The sequence below is a fragment of the Nocardia sp. NPDC050408 genome, from assembly GCF_044458905.1.
Lineage (GTDB): Bacteria > Actinomycetota > Actinomycetes > Mycobacteriales > Mycobacteriaceae > Nocardia.
On sequence record NZ_JBITIL010000026.1, the window covers coordinates 42,172 to 67,521 of the forward strand.

Consider the following 25,350-nt stretch of genomic DNA (forward strand, 5'->3'; position numbering starts at 1 on the left):
TGATGCCGTCCGACGTGAATTAGAAATCATCGACGGGTTTATCGTGCTTGCACGCCTCCCACTGAGCCGGGGGGAACACAAGCGCCGGGCCGGTTGGGGTCTACCAGCTACCGCGCCCGCTGAGGATCAGCTCAACTTCAACAACCCGCCGTTCCAACCGCGCCGAAGGGATAGCGTCCGCAGCCTTCCGAGCTGCCCTGATGGTCTCCTGTGCCGCGTCGAAATCCCGGTTCCGCGCATACGACTCCGCCAACCAGGTTTGATAGAGCGCAACCTCTCGTGCCCGATCCTTTGGATAGTTGTCGATCGCCTGATGCAGCAAAGGCCGGGCGCGCGACGGATCGCCGAGTTCCACGAAGCATCGCCCTGCCATCACATCGATTTCGGACCGATCTACCCAATAGACCCATTCAGGTTCTTCGAGACCGGCTGTCCGGCGCTCATAGGTGTCGTCCACAGTATCTAGAGCGCGCATCGCCCCGTCACGGTCACGGGCGCGCGCTGCGGCCCACGCCACTCGCTCGGTCAGTAGTGCGACAACCACGGGTGTGGCCCCGTGCGCCCCTTTGACCGCAGTCCGGGCGAGAAGGACTGCCTCATCCGGCTGGCCGACGTTCGCGATCTGGTAGCTCAAGCTCGAGAGCAGTTGGCCGGTGAGGACACGATCCCCAGCCTGACTGGCCGCTTTCGCGCCGTCCAGGTAGGCGTATTGGGCGCGCCCGTAGTACCCGGCATCGCTCGCGACCCATCCGACGAGCTGTGAAAGCTCGCCAGCCGCCGTCAGGAGGCGACGACCGATGTTCTCGGCGTAGCTGCATTCGTTGATGACCGTTCGGAGGTCTTCGAGTTCCTTGACGACGAGCGGAAATAGGTCCTTGCCGCCGACTGTGTCATCGAGATGGCGGAGGTCAATAACGCGCTGCTCAACACTGTCCGCGAGTGAACGCCCAACCCGGTGCCCTACCGCCGAATGAGTGACCGGAGCGGAGTCGGACACCAGCCACTCATGAGCCAGCCGGATCGGGTCATCCGGCGGTGCCATCAAAGCTGATATGGGGATGTTCAACGCCCGCGAGTACGCGACGATGTGTTCCTGCTTCACGTCCCGCTGATCATTCTCCAACATCCCAAGCATCGACTTGGAGAAGTGGGTCTTGGCCGCGACAGCCGACAGGCTGACGCCTTGTGATTCGCGGGCCAGCCGAAGCAGTGAGCCGGGCTTATCCATGGATCTGCGGTACCGATCTGTGGACGCTGGTGGACGCTGAACTTGTTCTGTGTCAAGCCTTCTCACACGAGACTACTACTCAGTGCACGTCAGCGACGTTTCATCAAGAAGCCCGACGCCGTGCACTGCGCCCGTCGTCCCGATGTCGGCCGATTCCTGTGCCCCGAGTCGGCACGCCGCCATTCAGGACCGAGCGCACCTAAGCCGCAGTCGACGCACCGGAGGTCGGCAGATGCCGAACAACGAGCTTCAACAACGCGACCCGTTCGTAGGGCCGCCCCGCAGGTACACAGGAGCACCGGCCGAAAAAGTTGAACTCTTCGCGGAAGCGGTCCGGGAGTGGGGAACTGGTCCAGCGTCGAACGAATCGTCCCGGTGCCGGGGTGTCGAGTCCTCCGGCACCGGTGACTACGAACCACGCACGGGGGTGCCAAATGGTGCTCAGTGAGCCGAAAGCGAAGCTCTGCCCCCGTTGCACCTACGAGGACGCCGAGCCGGACACCGGCATTTGCCACAACTGCACGGCCGATATTGAATGTGCAAGCGGCGCAATCGTCCTCGCGCTACGCGACACCAACGCCAGAACCGATCGCCAGGCGGGGTGGTTGCAGCGCGACGACGGATCTTGGGCACCTGTTGACGATCACGGATTTATCGGCCGGACATTCGCCTTCGCATCGGATGACCGCCACAAATTCGACGAACACACCGTGATCACCATCGAGCCGATCTCGATCGACGGCACGGAGGTCGATTAGCTGTGTCGACGACCGGACTTGTATGCGCCGCCGTCGCAGGGGTTGTGACGTTGGGCGTCGTGGTCTTCTACGTACTGCCCTACCTTGTCGACCGCCCGGTGCACGTCGACGGGGAACGCCCCAGCACGGAAATACTCGCTCGCCTCGCTCGCGACCAGTGCCACCGTGCACCGGACTATCCGTACAGCATCGATGAAGCGCGCCGCGTATTCCGTCAGCGCATCAACTGCGACGCCGACTCATGCGGCGCAAAGCACGAGGCCGTCTGGACTTTGATCGACGCGGGGGTGCTCCGACCAAGCACACGTGTCGAACGGTAAGGCAGTTGTGAGCGCCGCGACCTGTCAGCGTGAAGTGAGACACTGGCCGAGGCCGAGCAGCGACGGAAGCGGAGGGATCATCGTGGGGAGTGACGGACAGATCGGTCTGGATTTCGGCGAGGTCGACCCGACACAGGTCAAGACACCGCCACCTGGACCGCCGGAATGGGTTCGATGGTTCCGGCAGATGGACGCACAACTGGAGAAATTCACCACCGAGACGGTTCCTGGTCTGCCGCAGCCGATATGGTCGGACGCTGCAATAGATCGGGTTGCAGCGGTATTCGGCGAGTTCTTCCCCAATGAGGATTCCGTTACGGACCCTCAAAAGGCTGATATCGCAGACCAATTCATCCGTTGGATCGGTGAATGCTACGTACATCGTCGCGGTATGCAGTGGTACAACCATCCTCACGCCTCTGGTGGGCTGTATCAGGGATTCGGTCCGGCAGTGCGGGAACCCAGCAACGAAGCCGAGACAACATTCGTGATCGAAATATTGGAGTGGGCCGCTCACGATGACCTCGCGTATGTGAGGCATGCGCTCGGCTGACCTCAGGTTTGTTCGATAATCTCGACATACGGGGGTGGGTTGATCTTTGTCCGACTACGACGACCAACGCCGAGAAAATGCCAGACTTTTCCATCACGGAATGGCTCATCAAAGGGGCGAGACACCGGAGAAGGGTTGGCGGCACGAGCGGGAAGTCTGGACGCCGGACGGCTATCGACGTATGGATTCGTCACGAGTAGTCGACAAGGATGATAGACGATTCACCGAATATAAATCTGGTCAGGTCTCGGGCAAGACGAGCCGTGAACAGGTAGATAAAGACATCTATCTAGTTCGGGAAGAGGGATGGTCGGGGCAATGGGTGACGGTCGCTGGAGAACGGTTCGATAGAGAAATTCGGGACCCCCTGGAAAAGTTGGCGAGAGAATTTCCGGAACGGTTCCAAATCATAGTAGTCACGAAGACCGAGCGGTTGAAGGCCATAGAACTAGGCAGACAGCTCGAACGAGAAGCACCGCAGCTAGAATTGTTTGATATCGCCCAGTTGCGGGAACAGCATAAGGCACGCCAACAGGCTGCACGAGAAGCACGGGACGAGCGGATACGCGAGCAGCATGCTCAGGAGAAAGAGCGCGAGCAGCGAGAACGCGACAAGGAATTAGCGCGTAGCGTCGGCCCGCGAGAGTTGAACGAAAAACGCGAGCAGTTACGCAAACGCATGGCCGAGGCGCGGAAGATCGCCCAACCACGTGAAAAAGGCCGGACACTAGAAATCGATAAGCTACGGGAATCGCACATGCGATTAACCAAAGACCTCGCGGATATCCGCGAAATAGAACGCGCGAAGGCTCGGGAGATGGTTCGAAACGCCGGACTAGGACGCGAACACGCCCAAGAAACGGAACGACTCATCGAACAGAACCACGAAGACAAACGCCGAGACGTAACGCATGAGCTCGGAAACATCGGTTCTACCCTCGCACGTGAAGACACAGAGCGGGCGGAGCAGGAAGTTGTCGAGAAACAACGCGAACAAGTGCGCGAAGTCCGTGAACGTGCCACACGGGAAGGTATTCCGCGCGAAGTCATACACGTGTTGGAAGTCGGCCGAATACAGCCCGGAGAGAAACCCAGAACACTCGAACATGAACGCGACCATAACGAGCACCGAGCGCGAGAAGCTGCCAGGGAACGCGAACGCGAAGCCGAACGGGAACGAGAAAGTCGATACCGGGGCGGGTAGCGCAGAAGCGCAAAAGTCCCCAGCGTTGAACTTGCCCCCTGGGAATCCGTATTCAGGACGAGCAAGTCAGCGGTCCGGTAGCGGGAGGGGTGGTAGGGCCGGTTAGGGGTCGAATCTGGGCGTGGATGAGCCGTCGTCGGTCCCTCACTGCGCGAAAATCACTGGCGGGCAAGGGCTAAGGTCAATTGACCAGCGACACGTTAACGACATCTTTCAGTGAAATTGAGCCGGGTTCAGTGAGTAGGGCCTCGCCCCCGGACGGCCCTTCAATACCGGCTGCTTGTTGTCAGTGGTCGAACTGTGCGCAGATCATTTGCGCAGTCGCCGCGAAGCTGTCATGTTCACTCAGCCTTCTTTTTCTTCTTGCGCTGGACCTTCTCGATCTCTTCGTCCACGTCCGAGTCGCGTTCCAGACGCAGGCTGAGGCGAAACGCGTGGGACGTCTGGACACGTCGACGACGAATCGGGGGTGGTGTCCACGTCACCCACATCTCGCTCAAACTCGCCGTCCAGTCACTCACCTCGATAGCGAAGTGGACGTCCAGCCTTTCTCCTGGCCGAAGCAATGAAGCCGCCCCGATAATACGAACATCGGCCCCCGGACGATCACGCAGGTTGACGGAAACCCGATGTGCATCCCCATCCCCGAAGTTGACGACCGATGCCATCCCGAACACGTAGTACGGATCGTTCGGTCGAAATGCCCCGGACACAGAAGGCATTTGAGATACCGAGACCATCCGTCCACTCACCGACCAGTCCGCGAGTGGACGATGCCACCAGTCTCGCCACACTGAGACCCCAAGCACGCCAGCCGAGATGCCCGCAGCGCCCCAGGACGAATACGTGCCCCAGTCAGCCATCGCACAATCCTGCGCCGCCGACTCGGCACTCGGCACTCGGCAACACCCAATGCCAATGTGCCGTTAATCCAGGACGCGCCTCATTTTTACCGAGCCCACGTCCACCGTGAATAGCAGCGTGGCGCATGAACTCCCGGGTTCATGTAGCCGTCGGCGGAATCAGCGACGAACCCAACCCTGTGCGCGGTCCGCCAGATTCCACCACGAAACGAACTGCGGATCTTCGGATTTCAGCTCCCAGCGCATAGCGAGGCCATCGAAAAACGCTTCATCACCGGTCTTTCCGCCTTTCGGCTCTCCGATGTAGACCAGCCGCTCGCCACCTTTGGCTTCGAACGCGGCAAGCGCATCAGACGCCATCGTGTTACCCCAGCCAGGCGGCCAGCAGAGGAACAGCACATCATTCGGGCCGCCGCTTGGACGCGCAGCGAACTCAGCGAGATCACCGACCGCGTGCCACACGTCCGACTGCCCCGCTGCGCCTGAAAACGACACATTCTCCGTCTTGTTCGGTGGCTCAGAGTCGTACGCGTCGACGTCCACTCCCACCTTGGTCATCTGCGCCGCCCAATACCCGCGACCGGCTCCCAGCTCGACCACCTTGCGGCCATCAGCAAATTGAGTCAGCCACTCGATCGTCTCGGGAGAAGGGATGGCGTACGCGTACGCGGCCTGCAAGATCGTCTGCGCGAACCCCAGCCGCACACTGCCCTTCTCACGACCACCGTTCACCACACGACGGCCTTCATGCTCGAACACCGATGGCGCCACGATCTCCCAGTACGGATTCGCACTGACCGACCGTCCACCAGTCATGTAGTGCACGAACCGTAGATCGAACGCGGCGTCGGCCCGATCGTCCCCCGTCCCCGCCAACATCGGCGCCGTATCCAAGTACTCCGCCACCTTCGGATACTCAGCCCGAAGCTTCCCCTCATCCCCAAGCAACGCAGCCAGTTCATCACGACGATCCGTGGTCAGCGCCAGCTCCGTCATCCCTCGATTCTGGCCTGACACAGCCCAATTGGCGAACACTTCCGCCGATCCCACGACCGTTGGGACGTTCATGCTCCGGGTCGCCTCGGTCTACCACGCCCGTACCCAGGGAGCTTCCGTTCGCGCCTCACGCACGATGCGCTGCACGTACACCAAAGCACCAAAGTCATTGCCGAATTCCGCCATACAGGATCAAGGGCGCCCCGGCGGCGCTGCGACGCGCAGCGCGGTTCCCTGAACGGCGGTCACCGCGGCGCGTCGGCGGCACACCGGCCGCCGGGGCGCATTCTGGCCCTGTTTGCGTGTTCTGGCATCCGCTTTGACGACGTGGTAGCACGCGGACTGTTCGACTCTGGCCGCATTTTCGTTCACCAGGCAGTGCTGGGCACGACGCTAGCCGTCCCCGACTTGCTCTCCCGCAACCCGCCCACGAAATCGACCAGCACCTGACGGGGTGACTGGCTGTGGTCCGGTCATTCAACGACACCCTGTAAATCGGCTCGGCACCTTCGCGAGGTGGAAGCACGCGGTTGCCGTAAACCCCTGCCTCCTCATGGCCCAATTGTCTGACCTCACTCGGCCGAGTCAAGGGAAAGAACGCCCTTGACACGTCCTCCCTCAGCCCAGGGATGGCCAGTATGAGGAAGCAGGGGATGGGAAGTCCCCAGACATGCGAAAGCCGGTGGTGATCGCGGTTTTCGACACGGAAATGAGGCAAGAGGCTGGTCAAGAGGCCGAGGTGGCTAATCGCCTGCGCACGCCTGGCCACGAGAGGAACATAGCTTCTAGCTATCGCTGGGCAACAAGGGCGCACCTGTAACGACTCTCCACCGATCAAAGAAGGAGACGGTCTCATGGCTGACGACTTGAACCCGCTGGGTGCTGCACCTCAAACCGACCGCGATGCGGATCCGGTGGAAACGGCATGGCGGATCCACACTGCAATCATGGACTGGATGGGCAAGGTCGACCTCAAGGCGTCTATCACGCTAACCCTCGATTTCGCTGCGCTCGGTGGTGTCCTTGCTGTGTCGAAAGACGGCGGTATCTTCGCCGGGCTGGGCGGATTTTCGCGTATCTGGTATTTCGTCGGATTGGTGCTGCTGGCGGCCTCGGCTGCGTTCGCAGTCTCCGTCGTAATTCCCAAGCTGCGGTCCATACCAACTGAGGAGAACTTCATCTATTTCGGTAACCTTCGCAAATACAGCGATCCTCCGGCTGTAGAGAAGATTCTCAAAAGCAAGCAGGTTCTTCCCGCCCTGGCAGAGCAGTTGCACCGGGTCAGCGAAATCGCCTGGAAAAAACACACGTACATCCAATTCTCGCTGTGGTCCGCCGCCGCCGCGATGGTCTTTCTTGTGCTCAGCTTCTTAACCAGTTAGGGGGTTCTGCCCTCCGGAGCAAACGACAGGTCTGACGACAACGGCGACGACACCGGCGACATCTCCACCGCCGAAGACGGACGAAAACCGCTGAGCATCACGCTGCTTCGGCCCGACGCATCTGACTACGGATCAGAAGGTCAGGGGTTCGAATCCCTTCGGGCGCACCATATTTACCAGGTCGAGACCTTTTCGAGGTCGGGTCAATCCGTAATATCGGACCACCACCAAAGAAACACCAAAAATTCGTCACCTGGCCGTTCCTAGTCCCAGCTCCAGCACGGCCGATGAGTCCGGTGCCTACTCCGGCGAGACGATGTAATGCCGCTCCGTGACGCCCTCACGAGAATGCCCCAACTGGTTCGCGGCCATTTCGGTGCCTGCCGAGTTGTTTTCACCAATCCGCGGCAATGGGGACCGCCGCCGCCCGAGTTCGATTGGGCCGAAGATGGTGATAGGAAGCCCTCGCACGTAGAGCCAACAGATTGGCCAGTCCGAGGCAGCGCCGGTCCGCAAGTAGCTGTAAACGATTTCGCGGTCGCGATGGCGCCGGCTCCTGCTCCGGCCGACGTCGCTTCCCGGACGATTCACCGGACGGGTCTTGCGGGATGCGTGCATCGCCGGGCCGCGGTGGTCTGTGGCGTTCCCGTTTGTGATTCCTTACGAACTGTCCATAACGCTGGACATCAGACGCGATCGGTGTGCGACGATGCGCTGGTGTCGGTCGCTGATCATCAGACGTTGCGGATGCTGGAGGGTCGATACGTGCTGGAGCGCGCGGTATCGGACGTCGAGGTCGCCCATGATGGCGAGGTGCTCGCGGTCGTGCGCGGCCCTGACGGCGGAGCTTGCATGCGACGCCAGGACGCGGCCGACGACGCTTGGGTGGCGCTGTGGAATGGCGACGAGGCGCACCCGCCGGACGCGACCGGCATGTTGGCTGCGATCGTGGCGCCGCTCGCAGCCGGCAATGTGCCTGTCTGGGTCGCGGCCAGCTTCGACGGCGACATCGTGCTGATCCCCGTTGATCGGGTGGACGAGGCGTCTGAGCTGCTGCGCAGGGCCGGGCACCGGGTGATCGGCTGAAGACTCCGAATGCGGTGCCCGCTGCTGTCTAGTGCAGGAGTTCTCGGCGGTAGCGTCAGCGGCCTCCGGCGTGCTGCTCGCTCGAAAGCCGATGACCGGCTATGACGTCACGCGACGCATGAACGTGCCGATCGGGTACATGTGGTCGACCAGCCACTCGCAGGTCTACGGCGAACTCGCGGCACTCGAGTCTGCAGGCGGTTGCGAGACACCGTCGTGCCGGGACGGTGCCCGCGCGACACCAAGCGATACCGCATCACGGCCGCGGGCAAGCGCGCGCTCGAAGATTGGGGCGACTCGCCGTTGCGCAGCCAATCCCCGGACTCGGTGCAGGCCGAGAACTCCGGCGTATGGTTCGCCGCGCCCTCGTCCGTGAGGTAGCGCAACCTCGGCGGTTGAGCCAGCACCTCGGTCAGTTCTCCAGCGATGCCCAGCATCAATAGGAGCCGAGCCTCTGCCAGCGACTCGTATTCGTGGTGACGGCCGGTACTGATCAGGAACTGCAATAACGGCGCACGGCTCGACGGCACCGCGACAGCCCTGTCGTTCACCGAGTATCGAAACCACCTGGAGGCGGCGGGATTTGGTGATGTCGAGATCATCCCGACCCATTCGGTGGCCGACGGTATGCACTCGGCGATCGTGAAAGCCGTCAAACCCCGCTGCGTAGAGCGTGTGCTCAGTCCATTACTCCTTCAGGCTGTCGTCATCGTTCTCGGTTGGCGTGTCGGGACACACCACCACGTCATCCCGTTACCGTGCGGGGTCGACCACAAGGGACTGCCCGGCGGCCAGCGGATAAGAGTTCCCTTGGCAGCCGGTACTGGCGTAGACCGATTGAGAGGATCTCAACCTTGAGCGATCTTTCTCGCCGTGACCTGCTCAGGACGTCGGCGGCCGCTGGCGTCGGAGCAGTCGTTGTCTCGGGCCTTACGGCCGCGGACACGCCGAATATTGCGGACGCGAGCGCCCCTGGAAGTGTGGCCGCGACGCTGACCGGCCACATCGTCCGCCCGGGTGACGCGTCGTACACGGATGCGCGACTCGGCTGGGACCAGCTCTTTTCTCACTATCCGCTGGTCATCGCCTTCGCACAGGAAACCCAGGACGTGGTGAACGCCCTGACGTGGGCGCGGCAGCACAACATCGCGCTGCGGGTGCGCAGCGGCCGCCACGCCCTCGAAGGCTGGTCGAACCTCGACAACGGCATCGTGATCGACGTCAGCCAGCTGAAGTCGGTCCAGATCGACCCTGACGCTCGTATCGCGACGGTCGGTGCCGGGCTGAACCAATTGGAAGCGGTGACGACGCTCGCGAAGCAGAACTTTGCGGTCACAACCGGGAGCGAGGGCAGCGTGAGCTTGTGTGGTGCGACGCTCGGCGGTGGCCTCGGGCCCCTCAACCGCTGGCTCGGCATGGCCTGCGACAGCCTGATGGCGGCCGAGGTCGTCGTCCCGTCGGGTCACGACTGCGCCGAGGTGATCAACGCGGACTTGCAGCACCACTCGGACCTGCTCTGGGCGCTTCGCGGGGCCGGAAACGGCAACTTCGGGATCGTCACACAACTCACCTATAAGGTGTATCCGCTCGAGCATCTCGCCTACGTGCAGGCGACATGGGATGGACTCGGGGACCTGTACGGGGTCTTCGAAGCGTGGCAGCGTACGGTACCGTCCGCCGACAGCCGTCTGGGATCGGAGCTCGAGATCCACAAGTCCCAGATCCTGCTGTCCGCGTGGCTTGTGGACGGGGCAGCGGCACAGGCCACAGAGATGCTGGCTCCGATCCTGTCGGTCGGCAGACCCGATGTCACGGTGCAGGTCGGTAACTGGGGCGACTTCTTTGCGGGAGCCCAGGTCCCGCTCGCGCAAGAGCCCGCGAACTGGAAGTTCTTCTCGGAGTTCGTCAAAGAGCGGTTCCCGAAGAAGGCGATCGACATCATCGGCGACTTCATGCGAAACGCTCCCACAGAGGAGAGCAACTACTTCGTCGATGCCTTCGGCGGGGCGATCAAGAGGGAGCCCCCCGGCGGCACGGCGTTCGCGCATCGCGACGCGCTTTTCTACGGCGAGATCGGCGCGGCCTGGGGGACTCGGTCAACACAACCAGGCGTCGGCGACCCGCTGACCTCGCAGGCCCAGGCATGGACCGCTGAGTTCAGCCAGGCGCTTCGGCCCTACGCGGACGGCGCCTACGTCAACGTGCCGAACGTCGGAATGCAAGAGTGGCAGACCGCCTACTGGGGGAGCCAGCGCTTCGAGCGGCTGCGCAGGATCAAGGCGAAGTACGACCCCCACAACGTCTTCCAGTACGAGCAGAGCATCCCGCCCGCGTCACACTGATCGACAGTTCGTCGCTGCTCCGCAACCCCCGGGCGGCCGTCGGCGGCCCAGCAGGTTCCGGCACGTCATCACCAGCCTCTGGCCCCTTGCTGACCACGCCACCCCCACCCCGTTCCGCCGTCAACGCGAGCTCAGTCATCGGTCAATTCTGGCCTGACACAGCCCAATTCGTGAGCACTTCCACAGGCGGACCCGACCCGCTCAATGGTCACGGCTCTGCTGTGCGGGCCAAACGCGATTGTCGGCAGGACGTCTGGAGTGACGGCTGGCCGCGCCCAACATCGAGTTCCCAGTAGCGGGAGGGCGATCGGGGCAGGTCGAGCATCGACGTCAATTCGGTGAATTTGCCTGTGAGAAAGGTGATTTCGTGCAGTATCCGATTCGGATCGATGCCGCGTAGTGAGAGTCGGGCGGAGGTCTTGGGCGCTATAGTCCCGGCACATCCGTACGGAGAGGACACTCGATGGCTCTTTCACTTCCCGTGACATACCTGGTCGGAAGCGCCAACGCGCCGACACGACAGATCGCGATGGAGAAATTCGGCACGATGTGGGAGTACCTGCCATCGTTTCCGGAGGGTGACACGGCCTTTCCCGGTTGGATCATGCCGAGGCTGCGCAGTACCTTCGCGCTTCCTGGAATGCGGAAGGTGAAGGACGGAAACATCGAGTTGGCCTATCCGGGGATGCCTGGTTACGAGTACACCGGCGAGCGCGAGCTCGAGATTCCGCCAGTGTTGCTCGGGTATTTCGACCAAGCCGAGGCGGCCAAGCCGATTCTGGAGCGCATGATCGCCGAACGCGGCAGCAGCAAGAGCTATCAGGCGTGCATTGTCGATCCGTACGATCATGCGTACTTCGCCCTGGGTGAGGCCGGACTCGAGCAGCATTACGAGTCGTTCCGGAAACCGGCGCTGGAGGAGATCTTCGCTATTCATCGGCTGTTCGACGGTGACGTGGTGTTCCAACTCGAGAGCCCCGGGCGCATGTTGACGATCGAAGTGATCGAGTCGGCGCAAGAGCGGGCCGCGAAAGCTGTTGAGCTGGCGTCGGATCTGGCCGCATTCGTGCGCCGCATGCCCGACGGCGCCCGTGTCACGATCCATCTGTGTCGGGGCGACTGGGAGCACAGCACGTGGCTGAAGCAGATCAACGGATTCGAGCCGGTTGTGCTTTTGGTCAATGCCATTGTGGCGGCATGGCCCGAGGGCCGGACGCTGCAGGGTATTCATATTCCGCTGGCGGCGGCCGACGTACTGCCGTTCGCCGACGTGGACAATCCCGATATCTATCAGCCGTTGGAGCAGCTGACCACCGACGCGACCATCTACGCCGGCATCGTGCACGAGCAGGCGAGTGCGGACCATATCCGCTCGGCCTTGACGCAGGCGAGGAAGTATTACCCTCGTCCATTCGGCGGGCTGAGCACATCGTGCGGTATGGCTCGGATGACCGAAGCGGAGATGGACCACGCACTGCGATTGCTGACCGAATTGATGGTCACGGCGACCGGTTGATCGCGAGGGACGGTTCGGCGAAAAGTGTTGCGGAGACGGAGGGATTTGAACCCCCGGTCGCTCTCGCGACGCTCGCTTTCAAGGCGAGTGCATTCGGCCGCTCTGCCACGTCTCCAGGCCCACGAGAGTACCCGTCGCCGTACGTCGTCCGCCGAGGGGTCAGTCGGAGTTGCCTACCTCGTTGTCGACGCGGGCGAAGACCTCGCCGACGACGTCGAGTTGTTCGGGACCCAGTAGGTCGATGAAGTTGCGTCGGACCGCCTCCACGTGACCGGGTGCGGCGGCCTCCAGCCGACGCATACCTTCATCGGTGAGTTCGGCGAGTACACCGCGGCCGTCCTCGACGCAGGTGTTGCGGCGGACCATCCGCTGGGTTTCCAAGCGGCGGATCTGATGGGTGAGTCGACTGCGTGAGGACAGCACGCCGTCGGCCAGCTCGCTCATGCGCAACGAACGGTCAGGGGCCTCCGAGAGCAGGACCAGGATCCGGTATTCGGCGAGGGTGAGATCGGAGTCGCGTTGCAGTTGACGGTTGAGTGCCGTCGCCAAGCGCTGATTACCGTCCATATAGGCCCGCCAGGCACGCTGCTGCGACGGCGAGAGCCACCTCGGCTCGGCGGGCGCGTAGCTGCTCGGTTCTGGTTGCACATGCTCCATTCTAAGCGCGCCTGAACTGCGCAAACGCATAACCCAGCGGTCCGGCGAAAGACCTGGACACACGACTAATCATGCCCTGAACCAGGGCATGTGGGTCGGGCGGTTCAGCGGATTGTCGCGATCATTGAACGGTCGAGCTCGGCCGGGTTCGCGCATCCGGACAGGCCCATGACGGAGTCGAAGTCGGCGAGCAGAACGCGCAGCGCGTGGCGCACCCCCGCTCGGCCTGCGATGCCGAGACCGTATGCCCATGGGCGACCGTAGAGCACCGCCTTCGCGCCGAGTGCCAGCGCAGTGAGTATGTCCGAGCCGGTGCGGATCCCGGAGTCGAACAGGACGTCCGCGCGGTCGCCGATGCTGGCGACCACGGAGGGGAGGGCATCGAGTGCGGCGATGGCGCCATCTACCTGGCGGCCGCCGTGGTTGCTGACGACCACCGCGTCCGCACCAGCGTCGACGACTTGGCGGGCGTCGTCAGGATGCAGGACGCCCTTGACCGCGATCGGCAGATCGGTCCACTCCCGCAGGTGCGCGAGGTCGGCGGGGCGCAGGGCGTGGTTGCCGAATAGGCCACTCCAGGTGAGGATCGCGGCTCGCATCGCATCCTCGCTCTGTTCCGGTGGCGCGGAAAGCTTCGCGCGGAAGACCGGATCCGATAGATAGTTGGCGATGCCCTTGCCGTGCAGGAACGGCAGATGTGCGAGCTCGAGATCGCGGGGTCGCCAACCGAGACCCGGGGTGTCGACGGTTACGAGGATCGCCGACGCACCCGCCCGCTCCGCGCGCTCGACGAAGGATCTGGCCAGCTCGTTATCGGCGGGCCAGTACAGCTGATACCACCAGCTACCGGCCGCCGCGCCGACATCCTCGATGGTGGAGGAGGCCGCCGTCGAGAGCACGGTCCCGACACCGAGTTCCTTCGTAACCTCCGCGACGATCACCTCACCACCCTCGTGCAGCAACTCCAGCACCCCGACGGGCGCGGTCAGCACCGGCGCGGCCAGTCGCGTCCCGAGCACCTCCACCGACAGATCGCGCGCCCCCGGTCCCGAGGTGCCGCGCAGCATCCGCGGCACAATCCGGTACCGGTCGAATGCGGACCGATTGGCCGCCGCCGTCCGCTCGCTCGACGCACTCCCCGCCACATAAGCGAAGGCTTCCTTGCTCAGCACTTCGCGCGCCCGCTCTTCCAAACCCGCAGCCGTCAACGGCAATTCGGGCACCACGCCCCCCAGTCCACCCGCGTAGATCTCATTCTGGAAGTCGACAAAGCTGCTCACGCCGGGAACGCTAGTCCCACGCCCTCATGCCCGCAGGCAGCTCACGATATTTCCCCGCCCGAGGACGTGGACGCCGCACTCCATGTGTGAGCCGCATCCAGTACCGAGCCGTGACGTCGCTGCTGGGACCAAATCACCTACCAGCGGAGCATGATCACGTGGCAGCAGTCCATCCAGGCAGGTGACCTGTGGCACGACCGAAATCCGCGCTGATTCGGCAACAGGCTCTACCCCGGGTGTGCAGGGGTGAGCAGCGGGCCGGTCGGGGGTGGGGCACGATGGGGTGATGCGCGCTATCAAGCTGAACGGGTTCGGGGGGCCCGAGGTGATGGAGTGGGGCGAGGCGGCGGATCCGGTGCCTGGGCATGGGGAGGTGCTGATCGAGGTTGCCGCGGCCGGGGTGAATCGCGCGGATCTGTTGCAGCGGCGCGGGTTCTATCCACCGCCGCCCGGGGCCAGTGAGGTCATGGGGTTGGAGTGTTCGGGGGTCATCGCCGAAGTCGGTGATGGGGTGCGGGACTGGCACGTCGGCGATCGGGTGTGCGCGCTGCTGTCCGGTGGCGGGTATGCGGAGAAGGTTGTGGTTGCCGCGACGCAGGTGCTGCCGGTGCCCGACGGGCTCGACCTGGGTGCGGCGGCCGCACTGCCCGAGGCGGCTGCGACGGTGTGGTCGAATCTCGCGATGACCGCCGGGCTGGACGCGGGGCAGTTGGTGTTGATTCACGGCGGCGGCAGCGGAATCGGTACGCACGCCATCCAAGTCGCGGTCAGCCGCGGCGCGCGGGTAGCGGTGACCGCGGGCTCGGCCGAGAAACTGAAGCGGTGCCGCGAGTTGGGCGCGAACCTGCTGATCAACTACCGCGAGGACGATTTCGTTGCCGCGATCCGCGCCGAGGCTCCCGGCGCCGACATCATCCTCGACATCATGGGCGCCGCCTACCTCTCACGAAACGTCGAGGCGCTGGCACCACACGGCCGCCTCGTGGTGATCGGCATGCAGGGCGGCGTCACCGCCGAACTGAATCTCGGTGCGCTGCTGTCGAAATGGGGAACCATCCACGCCAACAACGTCCGCAACCGCCCCGCCACCGGCCCCAACAGCAAAGCCACCGTCATCGCCGAACTTCGCCATCACGTCTGGCCGCTGATCGCCGACGGCACCATCGCCCCGGTAATCCACGCCGAACTCCCCATCACCGAAGCCGCCGAGGCTCACCGCCTCTTGGACTCGTCCGAAACCTTCGGCAAGGTAGTCCTGAGCGTTCGGGACGCCTGACGCGAGCTACTGGCTCACTGCACCCAAAGGGATTCGAACCTCTAACCTTCTGATCCTTACTCAGATGCAAGGCTCCGAACCAGCGGGGCCTCCGGGGGTTTTCCACCGTTGGCGGGCGCGGAGATGTCGGCGGCGGCGCCAGGTTATTGCGTGACGCATCATCGATGTCATACTCGAATGTATGTTCGATAATCGACATCGAGACGTCTGGCGGCCATATTCACCGCTCCTGCCGATCTACGTCGACATCGATCGTGTGCTTCCGCCGGATGGATCGCCGACACGCGAGGTATCGGCGCGGGTGAAGAAGTACGGTCTGGTCTTGTCCGGGCGGATGGCGGCCAGGCAGCGGGCGTGGCATCGACTCGTGGACGGGCGTTGGGTGGCCAGTATCGAGGTGCCGGTCGAGACCAATGGGCAGTGGATCTATCTGGACTTCATCGCGTCGGCCGACGCGGTCGCGCCACGCGAGGGCGGCGACACGATGCCGGAGCGACCGAGCAATCAGTGGGGGCAGCCGAAGCGATATTGACCAGCGGTACCGTCCGCGCTCACTCCAGCGCGGCCAGCGCCCGACCCAACTGATCGATCTCGAATTTCGTTGTGTACGGGGCCAAGCCGACCGTGACGGCGCCGCCTTCGTCGTTGACGCCGAGGGCGTCCAACAGCCGGCTGCCGCCGTGGACGCCGCTGAGGGTGCCGATGCGGGCGTCGGCGAGTTTCGCGGCTACCTTTTCGGCTTGCATACCCGCCATGGTGAAGCTGACGGTGGGGATGCGGGTGGAGGCGCGGCCTATGACGGTGAGGTTGGAGATTTTGTCGAGCACGTCCATCAGGTGCTCGAAGAGCTGGTCGTGGTAGTCCTGCAGCGAGGTGATCGAGATTTCCAGGCGCTCGCGGCGGGTGCCGCGGGCACGCTCGTCGAGACCCGCGAGGAAGTCGATGGAGGTCGTCAATCCAGCGAGCAGTGCGTATTGGTGGCCGCCGACCTCGAGACGTTCGGCGCCTTTGGCATAGGGGTTCAACGACATCGACGGAATACGATCCAGGAAGGCCGGATCGCGGAAGACCAGCGCGCCGATCTGCGGACCACCCCAGGCGGGGGCGCTCAACGCGACCACATCGGCATTGAGTTCGTCGATATCGATGAGGGCATAGGGCGCGGCGCCGAAGCAATCGGCGACGAGCAGACCGCCCACCTCGTGTACCCGATCCGCCGCGATGCGCACTCCGGGGGCCGAACCGACGATCGGCGATGCGGCGGTCAGCGCGACCAGCCGGGCGGTCGGGCCGATCAATTCCTCGAACTGCCACGACGGCATTTCACAGGTCTCGATCTCGACCTCGGCCCAGCGCACATGCGCACCGTAGCGATTCGCGATCCGCAACCACGGCGCGACATTCGCCTCATCATCCAATCGCGAAAGCACTATCCCGGTGCCGAGGCCGAGTCGCGAACTCAGCGACTCCGCCAACCAGGCCAACAAAACCGCACGGTCCGGTCCGAGCACGACGCCCGCCGGATCACCGCCGACGAGATCCGCGACGGCCTCGCGCGCCGCATCCAGAATCGCGGCACTGCGAACGGCGGCACCGTTGCGGCCGATATGGGAAAACGAAGAGGTTCGGAAACCTGTTGATACGGCACGAGATACCGAATCCGGGACCAGCATTCCGCCCTGCGGGTCGAGATGGATCCAACCGTCGCCCAGGGACGGTATCAGGCCCCGAACCCTCGCGACGTCGTAAGTCATGTTGGCCACTCTAAGGGCAGCGGGCGAGCCTGGGTAACCGCGTTCCCCCTCACCGGCGGGCGGGGGTGCAGTGAACTGGGACTCAGCATGGCAACCGACTTTCAACAAATCCGAACCACACGACCCGAACAGAATAGACGCCACCTCCGCGCCGCTGCACCGACCCGGTGACCTGATCGAAGGCGACCGACTTAGCGCGTTCGCGGCGGACGCGACATGATGGGGACCATGACGCAATCGGATGGAGCACCCGAATCCATTGTCGTGATCGGACCCGACGGCAGGCCGCTGGCTATACCCGTGGAGTCCGGTTCGGACACGCCCTTCACCGCGCAGGTCGTTACCGACGGCGATGAGAAATCCGACAATGCGGACAATAAGGTCGACGCCGAAGAATCGCTCGCCGATATGGTCGAGCAGCCAGCGAAGGTCATGCGCATCGGGACCATGATCAAACAATTGCTGGAGGAGGTCCGCGCGGCTCCGCTGGACGACGCCAGCCGGACCCGGCTGCGCGAAATCCACAAATCCTCGGTGCGCGAACTCGAACAGGGTCTGGCACCGGAATTGCGCGAGGAACTGGAGCGGCTGACGCTGCCGTTCACCGATGACGCAGTGCCCACCGATGCCGAACTCCGCATCGCTCAGGCCCAGCTCGTCGGCTGGTTGGAAGGCCTTTTCCACGGCATCCAGACGGCGCTGTTCGCCCAGCAGATGGCGGCGCGGGCGCAGCTGGAACAGATGCGTCAAGGTGCGCTGCCGCCGGGCATCCACGCGACCGACCCGCGCGGAGGCCAGTCGAACCCGCCGATCGGCGGCGCCGGACAATATCTCTGAGTAGATCCGAGACGAGTACCAGCCGGGTCGGCGGTGTCTGATTTGCGGCGATCGCGGGGCCCTACGTGGTTACGCTTCGCTACCGCCTCCGGGCCCTGCCGCTCACGCCGCAGGAAATTGCGAGGGTAGTGTCGAGCACCGTGCCGTCCGCTGCCGCCCGCCCCGACTCGGTCTCCGATGTGAATACGGCGCGTCCCGATGAGAGCCCGGATCGTCCTGAAGAGGGTTCAGTGCGTTCAGATACCAGCCAAGCGCGTACCGACGAGAGTTCCGATGAGACCTCCGTGCCTCCCGAAGAGAACACCGCGCCGGAGCATCCGGTGAGTGCCGACGCGGAAACGCCCCCGTCGGACGATGCGGTCACGACTGCGATCGTCTCGGACTCGCAGACCTTCGGTCGCGCGTTCAAGGACTTCCGCAGCGGCTTCGCGCAACGTGAGCTGTGGCTGTCACTCGGCTGGCAGGACATCAAGCAGCGCTATCGACGCTCGGTGCTCGGCCCGTTCTGGATCACCATCGCGACCGGTGTACAGGCCGCCGCGATCGGCATTCTGTACTCCGCGCTGCTCGGCCAGTCGATCAAGTCGTATCTGCCGTATGTGGCCGTCGGCATCATCGTCTGGAACGTGATCCAGGCCAGCATCCTCGAGGGTTCGGATGTCTTCATCGCCAACGAGGGGCTGATCAAACAGCTGCCCTCGGCGCTGAGTGTGCACGTCTATCGGATGGTCTGGCGGCAGTTGCTGTTCTTCGCGCACAACATGCTGATTTATCTGGTGGTGCTCGCCGCATTCGGCGTCTGGGAGAAACTGCACTGGACGGCCATTTTCGCGATCCCCGCGCTCGGGCTGTTGTTCCTCAACTCGATGTGGGTCTCGATCGTGTTCGGCATCTTCAGCACCCGCTACCGCGATATCGCGCCGATCCTCGGCAGCCTCACGCTGATGCTGTTCGTGCTGACGCCGGTCATGTGGAATACCAAAAGCCTGGAAGAACAGGGCGGTCAGGTGAGCGAGCGCGCGAAGCTGGCCGAAATCGTGCCGACCTTCCATTACCTCGAAATCGTCCGCGCGCCGCTGCTCGGCGATGATCAGCATCTGTATCACTGGGTGATCGTCGGCGCCATCACCGTCGTCGGCTGGATCGTGGCGATCTTCGCCATGAAGCAGTACCGTTCGCGCGTGCCGTACTGGGTATAGGAGATCGGGCCCGATGACCGACCATGTGAGTATCGAAACCCGCCAGGCGTGGGTCGAGTTCCCGATCTTCGACGCCAAATCGCGGTCGCTGAAAAAGGCATTCCTCGGCAAGGCCGGTGGTTCTATCGGCCGCAATCAGTCCGATGTGGTGGTGGTCGAGGCGCTGCGCGACATCACCCTCTCGCTGAAAGAGGGCGACCGGGTCGGCCTGGTCGGACATAACGGCGCGGGCAAATCGACACTGCTGCGGCTGCTTTCGGGAATCTATGAGCCCTCGCGCGGCAGTGCACGCATCCGCGGCCGGGTGGCGCCGGTATTCGACCTCGGCGTCGGTATGGATCCGGAGATCTCCGGCTTCGAGAACATCATCATCCGTGGCCTTTTCCTCGGACAGACGCGCAAGCAGATGCTGTCGAAGATCGATGAGATCGCCGAATTCACCGAACTCGGCGAATATCTGTCGATGCCGCTGCGCACCTATTCCACCGGTATGCGGGTGCGCCTGGCGATGGGTGTGGTGACCTCCATCGATCCGGAGATCCTGCTGCTCGACGAGGGTATCGGTGCGGTGGATGCCGAATTCATGAAGAAGGCTCGGATCCGGTTGCAATCACTGGTGGCCCGCTCGGGCATCCTGGTGTTCGCCAGCCATTCCAACGAATTTCTCGCCCAGCTCTGCGATACCGCCATGTGGATCGACCACGGCCAGATCCGTTTACGCGGTGATATCGAAGAAGTGGTACGTGCCTATGAGGGCCCGGACGCGGGCAATCATGTCGCCACCGTGCTACGCGAAATGGAAGCGGAACGGAAAATGGGAACCGAGCGAGAATTGGAGCGGAATCAGGCATGAGTGAGCCGACCGGGCAGAACGCCCCGATCGACGCGGGGCGCGAGGACCCGATCGACTCCGTGCCGGATTCCGACGCACCGAACGAGAGCGTCCCGGCGAAGGACCCCGTGCCGCGCGACGCAGCGCCTCAGCCCACAGACCACACCCGAGACGACCTGGCCGACGATTCCGACGACCTTTCCCCAGCACAAATCGAAGCCGCCCGCACCCCAGCGGGCACCGGGCCCGACGCCAAAATCGTCGCCGTAGTCGTCACCCACAAACGCCGCGAACTGCTCGCCGAATCGCTGAAAGTCCTTGTCTCCCAGACCCGCCCGGTGGACCACCTGATCGTGGTCGACAATGCCAATGAATCCGAGGTCGCGGAGCTGGTCGCCCAGCAGCCGATCGAGGCAACCTACCTCGGTTCGGCGCACAATCTCGGCGGCGCGGGCGGTTTCGCGCTCGGCATGCTGCACGCGCTGACCCTCGGCGCGGACTGGGTCTGGCTGGCCGATGACGACGGTCGCCCCGACGGCTCGGAAGTCCTTGCCACCCTGCTCGATTGCGCTGGCCGACACGGTCTGGTCGAGGTGTCGCCGGTGGTCTGCGATATCGACGAACCGGATCGCCTCGCCTTCCCGCTGCGCCGCGGCGTGGTCTGGCGGCGGCTACGTTCCGAGCTAGGCGATGAAGACTTCCTGCCCGGCATCGCCTCGCTGTTCAACGGCGCGCTGATCTCCGCCAAGGCGGTCGATCTGATCGGCGTTCCGGACCTACGGCTATTCGTGCGCGGCGATGAGGTCGAGGTGCATCGCAGGCTGGTCCGTTCCGGTCTGCCGTTCGGCACCTGCCTACAGACGGCCTACCTGCATCCCAACGGCGCCGCCGAATTCAAGCCGATCCTCGGCGGCCGCATGCACACCCAGTACCCGGACGACCCGGTCAAGCGCTACTTCACCTACCGCAACCGCGGCTATCTCATGTCCCAGCCCGGTATGCGCAAACTGCTGCCCCAGGAGTGGATCCGCTTCTCCTGGTTCTTCCTGGTCACCCGCCGTGATCCGGCCGGTCTGCGCGAATGGTTCCACCTGCGCAGCCTGGGCCGCAACGAGCAGTTCGGCAAGCCGACCCCGGACCAGAAGACCACCGACGAAAAATAGATTGCGCGGGTCTGCCCGCCATGCCAGAGTGGGCGAGCAACGTCGAGACGAGAGTGAGGAGGTGGAGATCGTGACACGAACCGTTCGGATTGTCGTGCCTGGAGCAGCTGTGCAAACGCACGCTGTCGCACGAATTTCCGCCTCAGATACCTCTCGCTGAGTCCGGTTCGGGCTCGGCGCCCGACGAAGGATTCCTTCCATCATGGTCGATTACGACCTCCTCGTCCCTTACGGCTGGACCGAAGCCGTTGCCAATGAATACGACTCGCTTATCGACGATGGGTGCGTCCCCGCGCGGGTGATCCGCATGGATCGCAGCGAATGCGATGTCGCGACTCCGACCGGACTCGCGCGCGCCCGTTGTCAGCGTTTGATTTGGCCCGAGCGGGGGCCGTCCGTGGTTACGCAAGCTGCCTCCTCCCGGCCTGACCCGCTCAGGCGGCGGGGTGCGGACTCCGAAATCAGCGGACTCTGCACCGGCGACTGGGTAAGCATTGATGCCGAACTCAATGTGCGCCAGCTGCTTCCGCGCCGCGGCGCGATCACGCGATCGGCCGCCGACCGACGCGCACAGGGTCAAGTGCTGGCCGCGAATGTCGATACCGTGCTGATCTGCAGCGCGGCCGACGGCGATATCGACCTCGGGCGCATCGAGCGCATGCTCGCACTTGCCTGGGAGAGCAGCGCACAGCCGATCGTGGTGCTCACCAAAGCGGATGCGGCGCTGGATATTCCGCTCGACGACGTACAGGCCGTCGCACCCGGTGCGGTCGCCCTCGCGGTCAGTGCGGATACCGGATCGGGACTCGATGTGCTCACCGCGATGCTCGACGGCACCGTCGCGCTGATCGGTCCGTCCGGTGTCGGAAAATCGACGCTCGCCAATGCCCTGATCGGCCAGGAAGTCTTCGCCACCAATGCCGTTCGCTCGGTGGACAAAAAGGGCAGGCACACTACGGTGCATCGGGAACTGCGGCCGCTGCCCGGCGGCGGCACGCTGATCGATACGCCCGGACTGCGCGGCATCGGCCTCTGGGATGCCGCGGAAGGCATCGAGAAAGCCTTCAGCGATATCGAATCCCTCGCGGCGCACTGCCGATTCGACGACTGCGCGCATAACGGCGAACCCGGCTGTGCCGTGCAGGAAGCCGTCGACAGCGGCGCGCTCACCCAGCGGCGCTTCGACAGCTACCGCAAACTCGAACGGGAAAACGCCTGGATGGCAGCGCGATCGGATAAGCGGCTACAAGCCGAACGTGCGAAGGTGTGGCGCGATATCCGCAAGCAGCAGCGGCAGTTCTACCAGGAGCGCGGCTCGCGACGCTGATTCCCGCGGGGAGCGGCAGTTTGCGTATCCATGTGAGGGAAAGCGAACGTCGCACCAGCACGGTAGGGTCGGCACGCACAAATCGCTAAACGGGAGGGTTCCGATGAGTTACCCCGGCGGGTATCCGCCACAGGGCCAGCCCGGGCAATGGCCCGGACAGCCCGCATATGGTCAGCCGGCGCCGCAGGGCGCGCCGAATCCCTACGGTGCGCCACCGCAATACGCGCCGCCCGCGGGGCAGCCACCGATCAGCCAACCGCAAGTGCCGCAACCGCCGTACGGCAGCCAGCCGCATATTCCGCAGCCGCAGTACGGACAGCCGGCGCCGCCGCAGCCGTACGGTCAGCCTGCTCAGCCCTATGGGCAGCAGCCGTACGGCCAGGCGCCCTACGGGCAGCCGGTTCCGCAGCAGGCTCCGGCCCCGCCGGGTATCACGGTCAACGCTTCCTATGAGTGGTTCGCGTTCCTGTTGGCGATCACCAAGCCGAAGATCCTGATCAACGGTCAGCGGGTGCCGAATACGCGGTGGGGCCAGAACCATATTCCGGTCGGTCCCGGTCAGTACCACGTGCGGGTGGTCACGCCCTGGCTGTTCGATATGGGTCAAGCGAATGCGACCGCATCGATCCAGGAAGGTCAGGGCGCGCTGTTCTACTACAAGCCGCCTGCGATCATCTTCCTCAACGGTGCGATCGGCCCGGTTCCGCAGAAGACGCCCGGCGCCATCTTCATCTACATCAGCTGGGCCTTCGTGGCATTGATGATCCTGCTCAACATCGTGTTGATCGCTGGCGCGTCCAGCATCTGACAGCGTCGAAAGGCGTCGGGGCTCCGGCGCCTTTTCTTCGCGGCACCTATGCAACTGGTTGCATAGAAGCCTGGGTTACGCTTAACGTGCACAACACCCGTCGGCGACTGCTCGCCGGTCGTTCGAACGGGTCGGCACGGCCGCGGGCCCACCCTCCTGCGGCCTGGACGACAGGAGCAGGTCATGACGGAACCGGGATCGAAACCGCTCGCGGGCGCGACGATGATCATGTCGGGCGGCAGCCGAGGCATCGGTCTGGAGATCGCCAAGCGAGCAGCCGCCGATGGCGCGAATATCACTCTGATCGCGAAGACCGACCAGCCGCATCCGAAGCTGCCCGGCACCATCCACACCGCTGCGGCGGAACTCGAGGCGGCGGGCGGCTCGGTACTGCCTTTCGTCGGCGATGTGCGCATCGATGAGTCGGTCGCCGAGGCCGTGCGCCAGACCGTCGAGCGGTTCGGCGGCATCGATATCGTCGTCAACAATGCCTCGGCGATCGACCTATCCCCCACCGACGCCATCTCCATGAAGAAGTACGACCTGATGCAGGACATCAACTGCCGCGGCAGCTTCCTGCTGTCCAAGCTCAGCATTCCCGCGCTGCGCGAATCGGCCGCGGCCGGCCGCAACCCGCACATCCTGACCCTGTCCCCACCGCTCAACCTGGATCCGAAATGGGCGGGCATGGCGCTGGGCTACACCATCGCCAAGTACGGAATGTCGCTCACCACACTGGGTTTGGCCGAGGAGCTCAAGGGCGACGGTATCGCCGTCAACTCACTGTGGCCGCGCACCACCATTGCCACCGCGGCGGTGAAGAATCTGCTCGGCGGCGAGGAAATGATCGCCACCTCCCGCACCCCCGACATCTATGCCGACGCCGCCTACCTGGTCCTCACCTCGCCATCGAAGGAGACCAGCGGCAACTTCTTCCTCGATGACGAAGTCCTCGCCGCACATGGCATCACCGACCTGGACAAATACCGCGTCGTCCCCGGCGACGCCGAACTGACCACCGACCTGTTCCTCTGACGCCGCCCCCGGAGGTGGCCCGCCCGGCCACTTTCGGGCCGTCAGCCCGCTACCGTCGCTATCGTGACCGGTAAAACCACCTTGGCCGCGATCTTCGAACCAGAGCCCGAAGGATGGGGGCCGCGCGGTGATCCCTACGTCTGGCAGGAAATGCGGAGGCGGCTCGAAAATCTCGACCCGCCATCGACTTCGACCGAGCTGATCGCACTGCTGCACGACACCTTCGAGCAGGTGCTCGGATCGCGTCTCGGCGCGAAAAACGCACCCGACAGCGTGCACCGACCGGAGTTCGCGCACGGCGGCATGTCGAGCGGGATGGTCAGCCTCGATGCCTGGCGGCAGGCGTTGATGCCGCTACTGGAGGGGCGCGCCAGGCAGCTGATCTCGGGCGCGCCCGGTACCGCCACCATCATCCTTCGCCGAGGCGACATCACTGAGCAGCGGGTCGACGCGATCGTCAATGCGGCCAACTCTTCCCTGCTCGGCGGTGGCGGCGTCGATGGCGCGATCCACCGCGCCGGTGGACCCGCGATTCTCGACGCCTGCCGCAATCTGCGCGCATCGCGCTACGGCAAAGGACTGCCAACCGGTCAGGCGGTCGCCACCACCGGGGGCGACCTGTGGGCCCGATGGGTAATCCACACCGTCGGCCCCGTATGGTCCGCGACCGACGACCGCGGCGCCCTCCTCGCCTCCTGCTATCGCGAATCTCTCCGGATCGCAGACGAATTGGGTGCGCGAACAATCGCCTTTCCTGCCATCTCGACCGGCATCTACGGCTGGCCGATGGATGACGGCGCGCGCATCGCTACCGAAACGGTGCGCCACACGAAAACATCCGTACAAGAAGCCCACTTCGTCGTCTTCGACGAGCGCGCGCACGCCGCATTCGAAGCCGCACTGCGCTGAGCGCGGTCGTCACGCGCACCTTTGG

At 63.9% G+C, this 25,350-nt stretch carries 23 protein-coding genes and 1 tRNA gene; 17 read left to right on the forward strand and 7 right to left on the reverse strand.

Going from position 1 to position 25,350, the window contains the following annotated elements; translation table 11 throughout:
* Positions 1–100: 100 nt before the first annotated feature.
* On the reverse strand, positions 101–1,228 hold the full coding sequence (locus tag ACIBJI_RS38805; RefSeq protein ID WP_396960096.1) for a helix-turn-helix domain-containing protein: 1,128 nt from the start codon (positions 1,226–1,228) through the stop codon (positions 101–103).
* 434 nt (positions 1,229–1,662) lie between these two features.
* Here ACIBJI_RS38805 and ACIBJI_RS38810 point away from each other — a divergent pair, with 434 nt between their 5' ends.
* From ACIBJI_RS38810 to ACIBJI_RS38820, 3 genes are all read left to right on the forward strand, one after another.
* Positions 1,663–1,986, forward strand: a complete 324-nt coding sequence (locus tag ACIBJI_RS38810) for a hypothetical protein (RefSeq protein ID WP_397088046.1) — start codon at positions 1,663–1,665, stop codon at positions 1,984–1,986.
* Between the two features lie 402 nt (positions 1,987–2,388).
* Positions 2,389–2,859 carry a hypothetical protein gene (locus tag ACIBJI_RS38815; protein WP_397088048.1) on the forward strand — a complete coding sequence of 157 codons (471 nt, stop codon included), beginning with the start codon at positions 2,389–2,391 and terminating at the stop codon, positions 2,857–2,859.
* A gap of 46 nt (positions 2,860–2,905) precedes the next feature.
* Positions 2,906–4,063, forward strand: coding sequence for a hypothetical protein (locus ACIBJI_RS38820; RefSeq protein WP_396960090.1), 1,158 nt, complete (start codon positions 2,906–2,908; stop codon positions 4,061–4,063).
* 341 nt (positions 4,064–4,404) lie between these two features.
* Here the strand turns inward: ACIBJI_RS38820 and ACIBJI_RS38825 are convergent, their stop codons facing one another.
* Both ACIBJI_RS38825 and ACIBJI_RS38830 read right to left on the reverse strand, forming a co-directional pair.
* Entirely contained in the window at positions 4,405–4,926 is a 522-nt protein-coding gene (locus ACIBJI_RS38825) for a hypothetical protein (protein ID WP_397088050.1), read from the reverse strand.
* Between the two features lie 159 nt (positions 4,927–5,085).
* Positions 5,086–5,922, reverse strand: coding sequence for a hypothetical protein (locus ACIBJI_RS38830; RefSeq protein ID WP_397088052.1), 837 nt, complete (start codon positions 5,920–5,922; stop codon positions 5,086–5,088).
* Positions 5,923–6,776: 854 nt separating this feature from the next.
* Between ACIBJI_RS38830 and ACIBJI_RS38835 the strand changes: the two genes are divergently transcribed.
* From ACIBJI_RS38835 to ACIBJI_RS38850, 4 genes are all read left to right on the forward strand, one after another.
* Positions 6,777–7,304 carry a Pycsar system effector family protein gene (locus ACIBJI_RS38835; RefSeq protein ID WP_396960084.1) on the forward strand — a complete coding sequence of 176 codons (528 nt, stop codon included), beginning with the start codon at positions 6,777–6,779 and terminating at the stop codon, positions 7,302–7,304.
* A 717-nt stretch (positions 7,305–8,021) separates the two neighbouring features.
* The gene (locus ACIBJI_RS38840) at positions 8,022–8,390 is read left to right on the forward strand and encodes an ACT domain-containing protein (protein WP_364357033.1); all 369 of its coding nucleotides are present in this window, start codon (positions 8,022–8,024) and stop codon (positions 8,388–8,390) included.
* Positions 8,391–9,244: 854 nt separating this feature from the next.
* The gene (locus tag ACIBJI_RS38845; RefSeq protein ID WP_397088054.1) at positions 9,245–10,732 is read left to right on the forward strand and encodes an FAD-binding oxidoreductase; all 1,488 of its coding nucleotides are present in this window, start codon (positions 9,245–9,247) and stop codon (positions 10,730–10,732) included.
* 463 nt (positions 10,733–11,195) lie between these two features.
* Positions 11,196–12,248 carry a hypothetical protein gene (locus tag ACIBJI_RS38850; RefSeq protein WP_364357039.1) on the forward strand — a complete coding sequence of 351 codons (1,053 nt, stop codon included), beginning with the start codon at positions 11,196–11,198 and terminating at the stop codon, positions 12,246–12,248.
* 30 nt (positions 12,249–12,278) lie between these two features.
* Here the strand turns inward: ACIBJI_RS38850 and ACIBJI_RS38855 are convergent.
* The 3 genes from ACIBJI_RS38855 to ACIBJI_RS38865 form a co-directional block, all read right to left on the reverse strand.
* Positions 12,279–12,363: transfer RNA gene (locus ACIBJI_RS38855), tRNA-Ser, on the reverse strand.
* Positions 12,364–12,407: 44 nt separating this feature from the next.
* Positions 12,408–12,905, reverse strand: a complete 498-nt coding sequence (locus ACIBJI_RS38860; protein ID WP_396960076.1) for a MarR family winged helix-turn-helix transcriptional regulator — start codon at positions 12,903–12,905, stop codon at positions 12,408–12,410.
* A gap of 104 nt (positions 12,906–13,009) precedes the next feature.
* On the reverse strand, positions 13,010–14,185 hold the full coding sequence (locus ACIBJI_RS38865; RefSeq protein WP_396960074.1) for a lactate 2-monooxygenase: 1,176 nt from the start codon (positions 14,183–14,185) through the stop codon (positions 13,010–13,012).
* A 286-nt stretch (positions 14,186–14,471) separates the two neighbouring features.
* Here ACIBJI_RS38865 and ACIBJI_RS38870 point away from each other — a divergent pair, with 286 nt between their 5' ends.
* Together ACIBJI_RS38870 and ACIBJI_RS38875 are read left to right on the forward strand one after the other, a co-directional pair.
* Positions 14,472–15,461 carry an NAD(P)H-quinone oxidoreductase gene (locus ACIBJI_RS38870; protein ID WP_364357045.1) on the forward strand — a complete coding sequence of 330 codons (990 nt, stop codon included), beginning with the start codon at positions 14,472–14,474 and terminating at the stop codon, positions 15,459–15,461.
* A 181-nt stretch (positions 15,462–15,642) separates the two neighbouring features.
* Positions 15,643–15,993 (forward strand): hypothetical protein, encoded by a 351-nt coding sequence (locus ACIBJI_RS38875; RefSeq protein WP_364357048.1) that lies wholly within the window; start codon positions 15,643–15,645, stop codon positions 15,991–15,993.
* Between the two features lie 19 nt (positions 15,994–16,012).
* Here the strand turns inward: ACIBJI_RS38875 and ACIBJI_RS38880 are convergent, their stop codons facing one another.
* Complete coding sequence (locus ACIBJI_RS38880) at positions 16,013–17,215, reverse strand: cysteine desulfurase-like protein (RefSeq protein WP_364357051.1); 1,203 nt, start codon at positions 17,213–17,215, stop codon at positions 16,013–16,015.
* A 228-nt stretch (positions 17,216–17,443) separates the two neighbouring features.
* Between ACIBJI_RS38880 and ACIBJI_RS38885 the strand changes: the two genes are divergently transcribed.
* The 8 genes from ACIBJI_RS38885 (at position 17,444) to ACIBJI_RS38920 (ending at position 25,325) form a co-directional block, all read left to right on the forward strand.
* Positions 17,444–18,052, forward strand: a complete 609-nt coding sequence (locus ACIBJI_RS38885; RefSeq protein WP_364357054.1) for a bacterial proteasome activator family protein — start codon at positions 17,444–17,446, stop codon at positions 18,050–18,052.
* A gap of 320 nt (positions 18,053–18,372) precedes the next feature.
* Positions 18,373–19,251: an ABC transporter permease gene (locus ACIBJI_RS38890; protein WP_364357114.1), complete on the forward strand. Its 879-nt coding sequence runs from the start codon at positions 18,373–18,375 to the stop codon at positions 19,249–19,251.
* A gap of 13 nt (positions 19,252–19,264) precedes the next feature.
* Positions 19,265–20,104, forward strand: coding sequence for an ABC transporter ATP-binding protein (locus ACIBJI_RS38895; RefSeq protein WP_364357057.1), 840 nt, complete (start codon positions 19,265–19,267; stop codon positions 20,102–20,104).
* Between the two features lie 191 nt (positions 20,105–20,295).
* The gene (locus ACIBJI_RS38900; protein ID WP_397088059.1) at positions 20,296–21,246 is read left to right on the forward strand and encodes a glycosyltransferase; all 951 of its coding nucleotides are present in this window, start codon (positions 20,296–20,298) and stop codon (positions 21,244–21,246) included.
* A 202-nt stretch (positions 21,247–21,448) separates the two neighbouring features.
* Complete coding sequence (rsgA, locus tag ACIBJI_RS38905) at positions 21,449–22,573, forward strand: ribosome small subunit-dependent GTPase A (RefSeq protein WP_364357060.1); 1,125 nt, start codon at positions 21,449–21,451, stop codon at positions 22,571–22,573.
* Between the two features lie 103 nt (positions 22,574–22,676).
* Entirely contained in the window at positions 22,677–23,381 is a 705-nt protein-coding gene (locus tag ACIBJI_RS38910; protein WP_364357063.1) for a hypothetical protein, read from the forward strand.
* 183 nt (positions 23,382–23,564) lie between these two features.
* On the forward strand, positions 23,565–24,416 hold the full coding sequence (locus ACIBJI_RS38915) for an NAD(P)-dependent oxidoreductase (RefSeq protein ID WP_364357066.1): 852 nt from the start codon (positions 23,565–23,567) through the stop codon (positions 24,414–24,416).
* Positions 24,417–24,764: 348 nt separating this feature from the next.
* The gene (locus tag ACIBJI_RS38920) at positions 24,765–25,325 is read left to right on the forward strand and encodes an O-acetyl-ADP-ribose deacetylase (protein ID WP_364357120.1); all 561 of its coding nucleotides are present in this window, start codon (positions 24,765–24,767) and stop codon (positions 25,323–25,325) included.
* Positions 25,326–25,350 lie beyond the last annotated feature (25 nt).

Coding starts and splice junctions, on each gene's coding strand:
- ACIBJI_RS38830 (WP_397088052.1), bottom strand. CDS start 5,922: ATGACGGAGCTGGCGCTGACCACGGATCGTCGTGATGAACTGGCTGCG.
- ACIBJI_RS38870 (WP_364357045.1), top strand. CDS start 14,472: ATGCGCGCTATCAAGCTGAACGGGTTCGGGGGGCCCGAGGTGATGGAG.
- ACIBJI_RS38850 (WP_364357039.1), top strand. CDS start 11,196: ATGGCTCTTTCACTTCCCGTGACATACCTGGTCGGAAGCGCCAACGCG.
- ACIBJI_RS38910 (WP_364357063.1), top strand. CDS start 22,677: ATGAGTTACCCCGGCGGGTATCCGCCACAGGGCCAGCCCGGGCAATGG.
- ACIBJI_RS38805 (WP_396960096.1), bottom strand. CDS start 1,228: ATGGATAAGCCCGGCTCACTGCTTCGGCTGGCCCGCGAATCACAAGGC.
- ACIBJI_RS38875 (WP_364357048.1), top strand. CDS start 15,643: ATGTTCGATAATCGACATCGAGACGTCTGGCGGCCATATTCACCGCTC.
- ACIBJI_RS38835 (WP_396960084.1), top strand. CDS start 6,777: ATGGCTGACGACTTGAACCCGCTGGGTGCTGCACCTCAAACCGACCGC.
- ACIBJI_RS38915 (WP_364357066.1), top strand. CDS start 23,565: ATGACGGAACCGGGATCGAAACCGCTCGCGGGCGCGACGATGATCATG.
- ACIBJI_RS38860 (WP_396960076.1), bottom strand. CDS start 12,905: ATGGAGCATGTGCAACCAGAACCGAGCAGCTACGCGCCCGCCGAGCCG.
- ACIBJI_RS38825 (WP_397088050.1), bottom strand. CDS start 4,926: ATGGCTGACTGGGGCACGTATTCGTCCTGGGGCGCTGCGGGCATCTCG.
- ACIBJI_RS38885 (WP_364357054.1), top strand. CDS start 17,444: ATGACGCAATCGGATGGAGCACCCGAATCCATTGTCGTGATCGGACCC.
- ACIBJI_RS38920 (WP_364357120.1), top strand. CDS start 24,765: ATGCCGCTACTGGAGGGGCGCGCCAGGCAGCTGATCTCGGGCGCGCCC.
- ACIBJI_RS38895 (WP_364357057.1), top strand. CDS start 19,265: ATGACCGACCATGTGAGTATCGAAACCCGCCAGGCGTGGGTCGAGTTC.
- ACIBJI_RS38880 (WP_364357051.1), bottom strand. CDS start 17,215: ATGACTTACGACGTCGCGAGGGTTCGGGGCCTGATACCGTCCCTGGGC.
- rsgA (WP_364357060.1), top strand. CDS start 21,449: ATGGTCGATTACGACCTCCTCGTCCCTTACGGCTGGACCGAAGCCGTT.
- ACIBJI_RS38810 (WP_397088046.1), top strand. CDS start 1,663: ATGGTGCTCAGTGAGCCGAAAGCGAAGCTCTGCCCCCGTTGCACCTAC.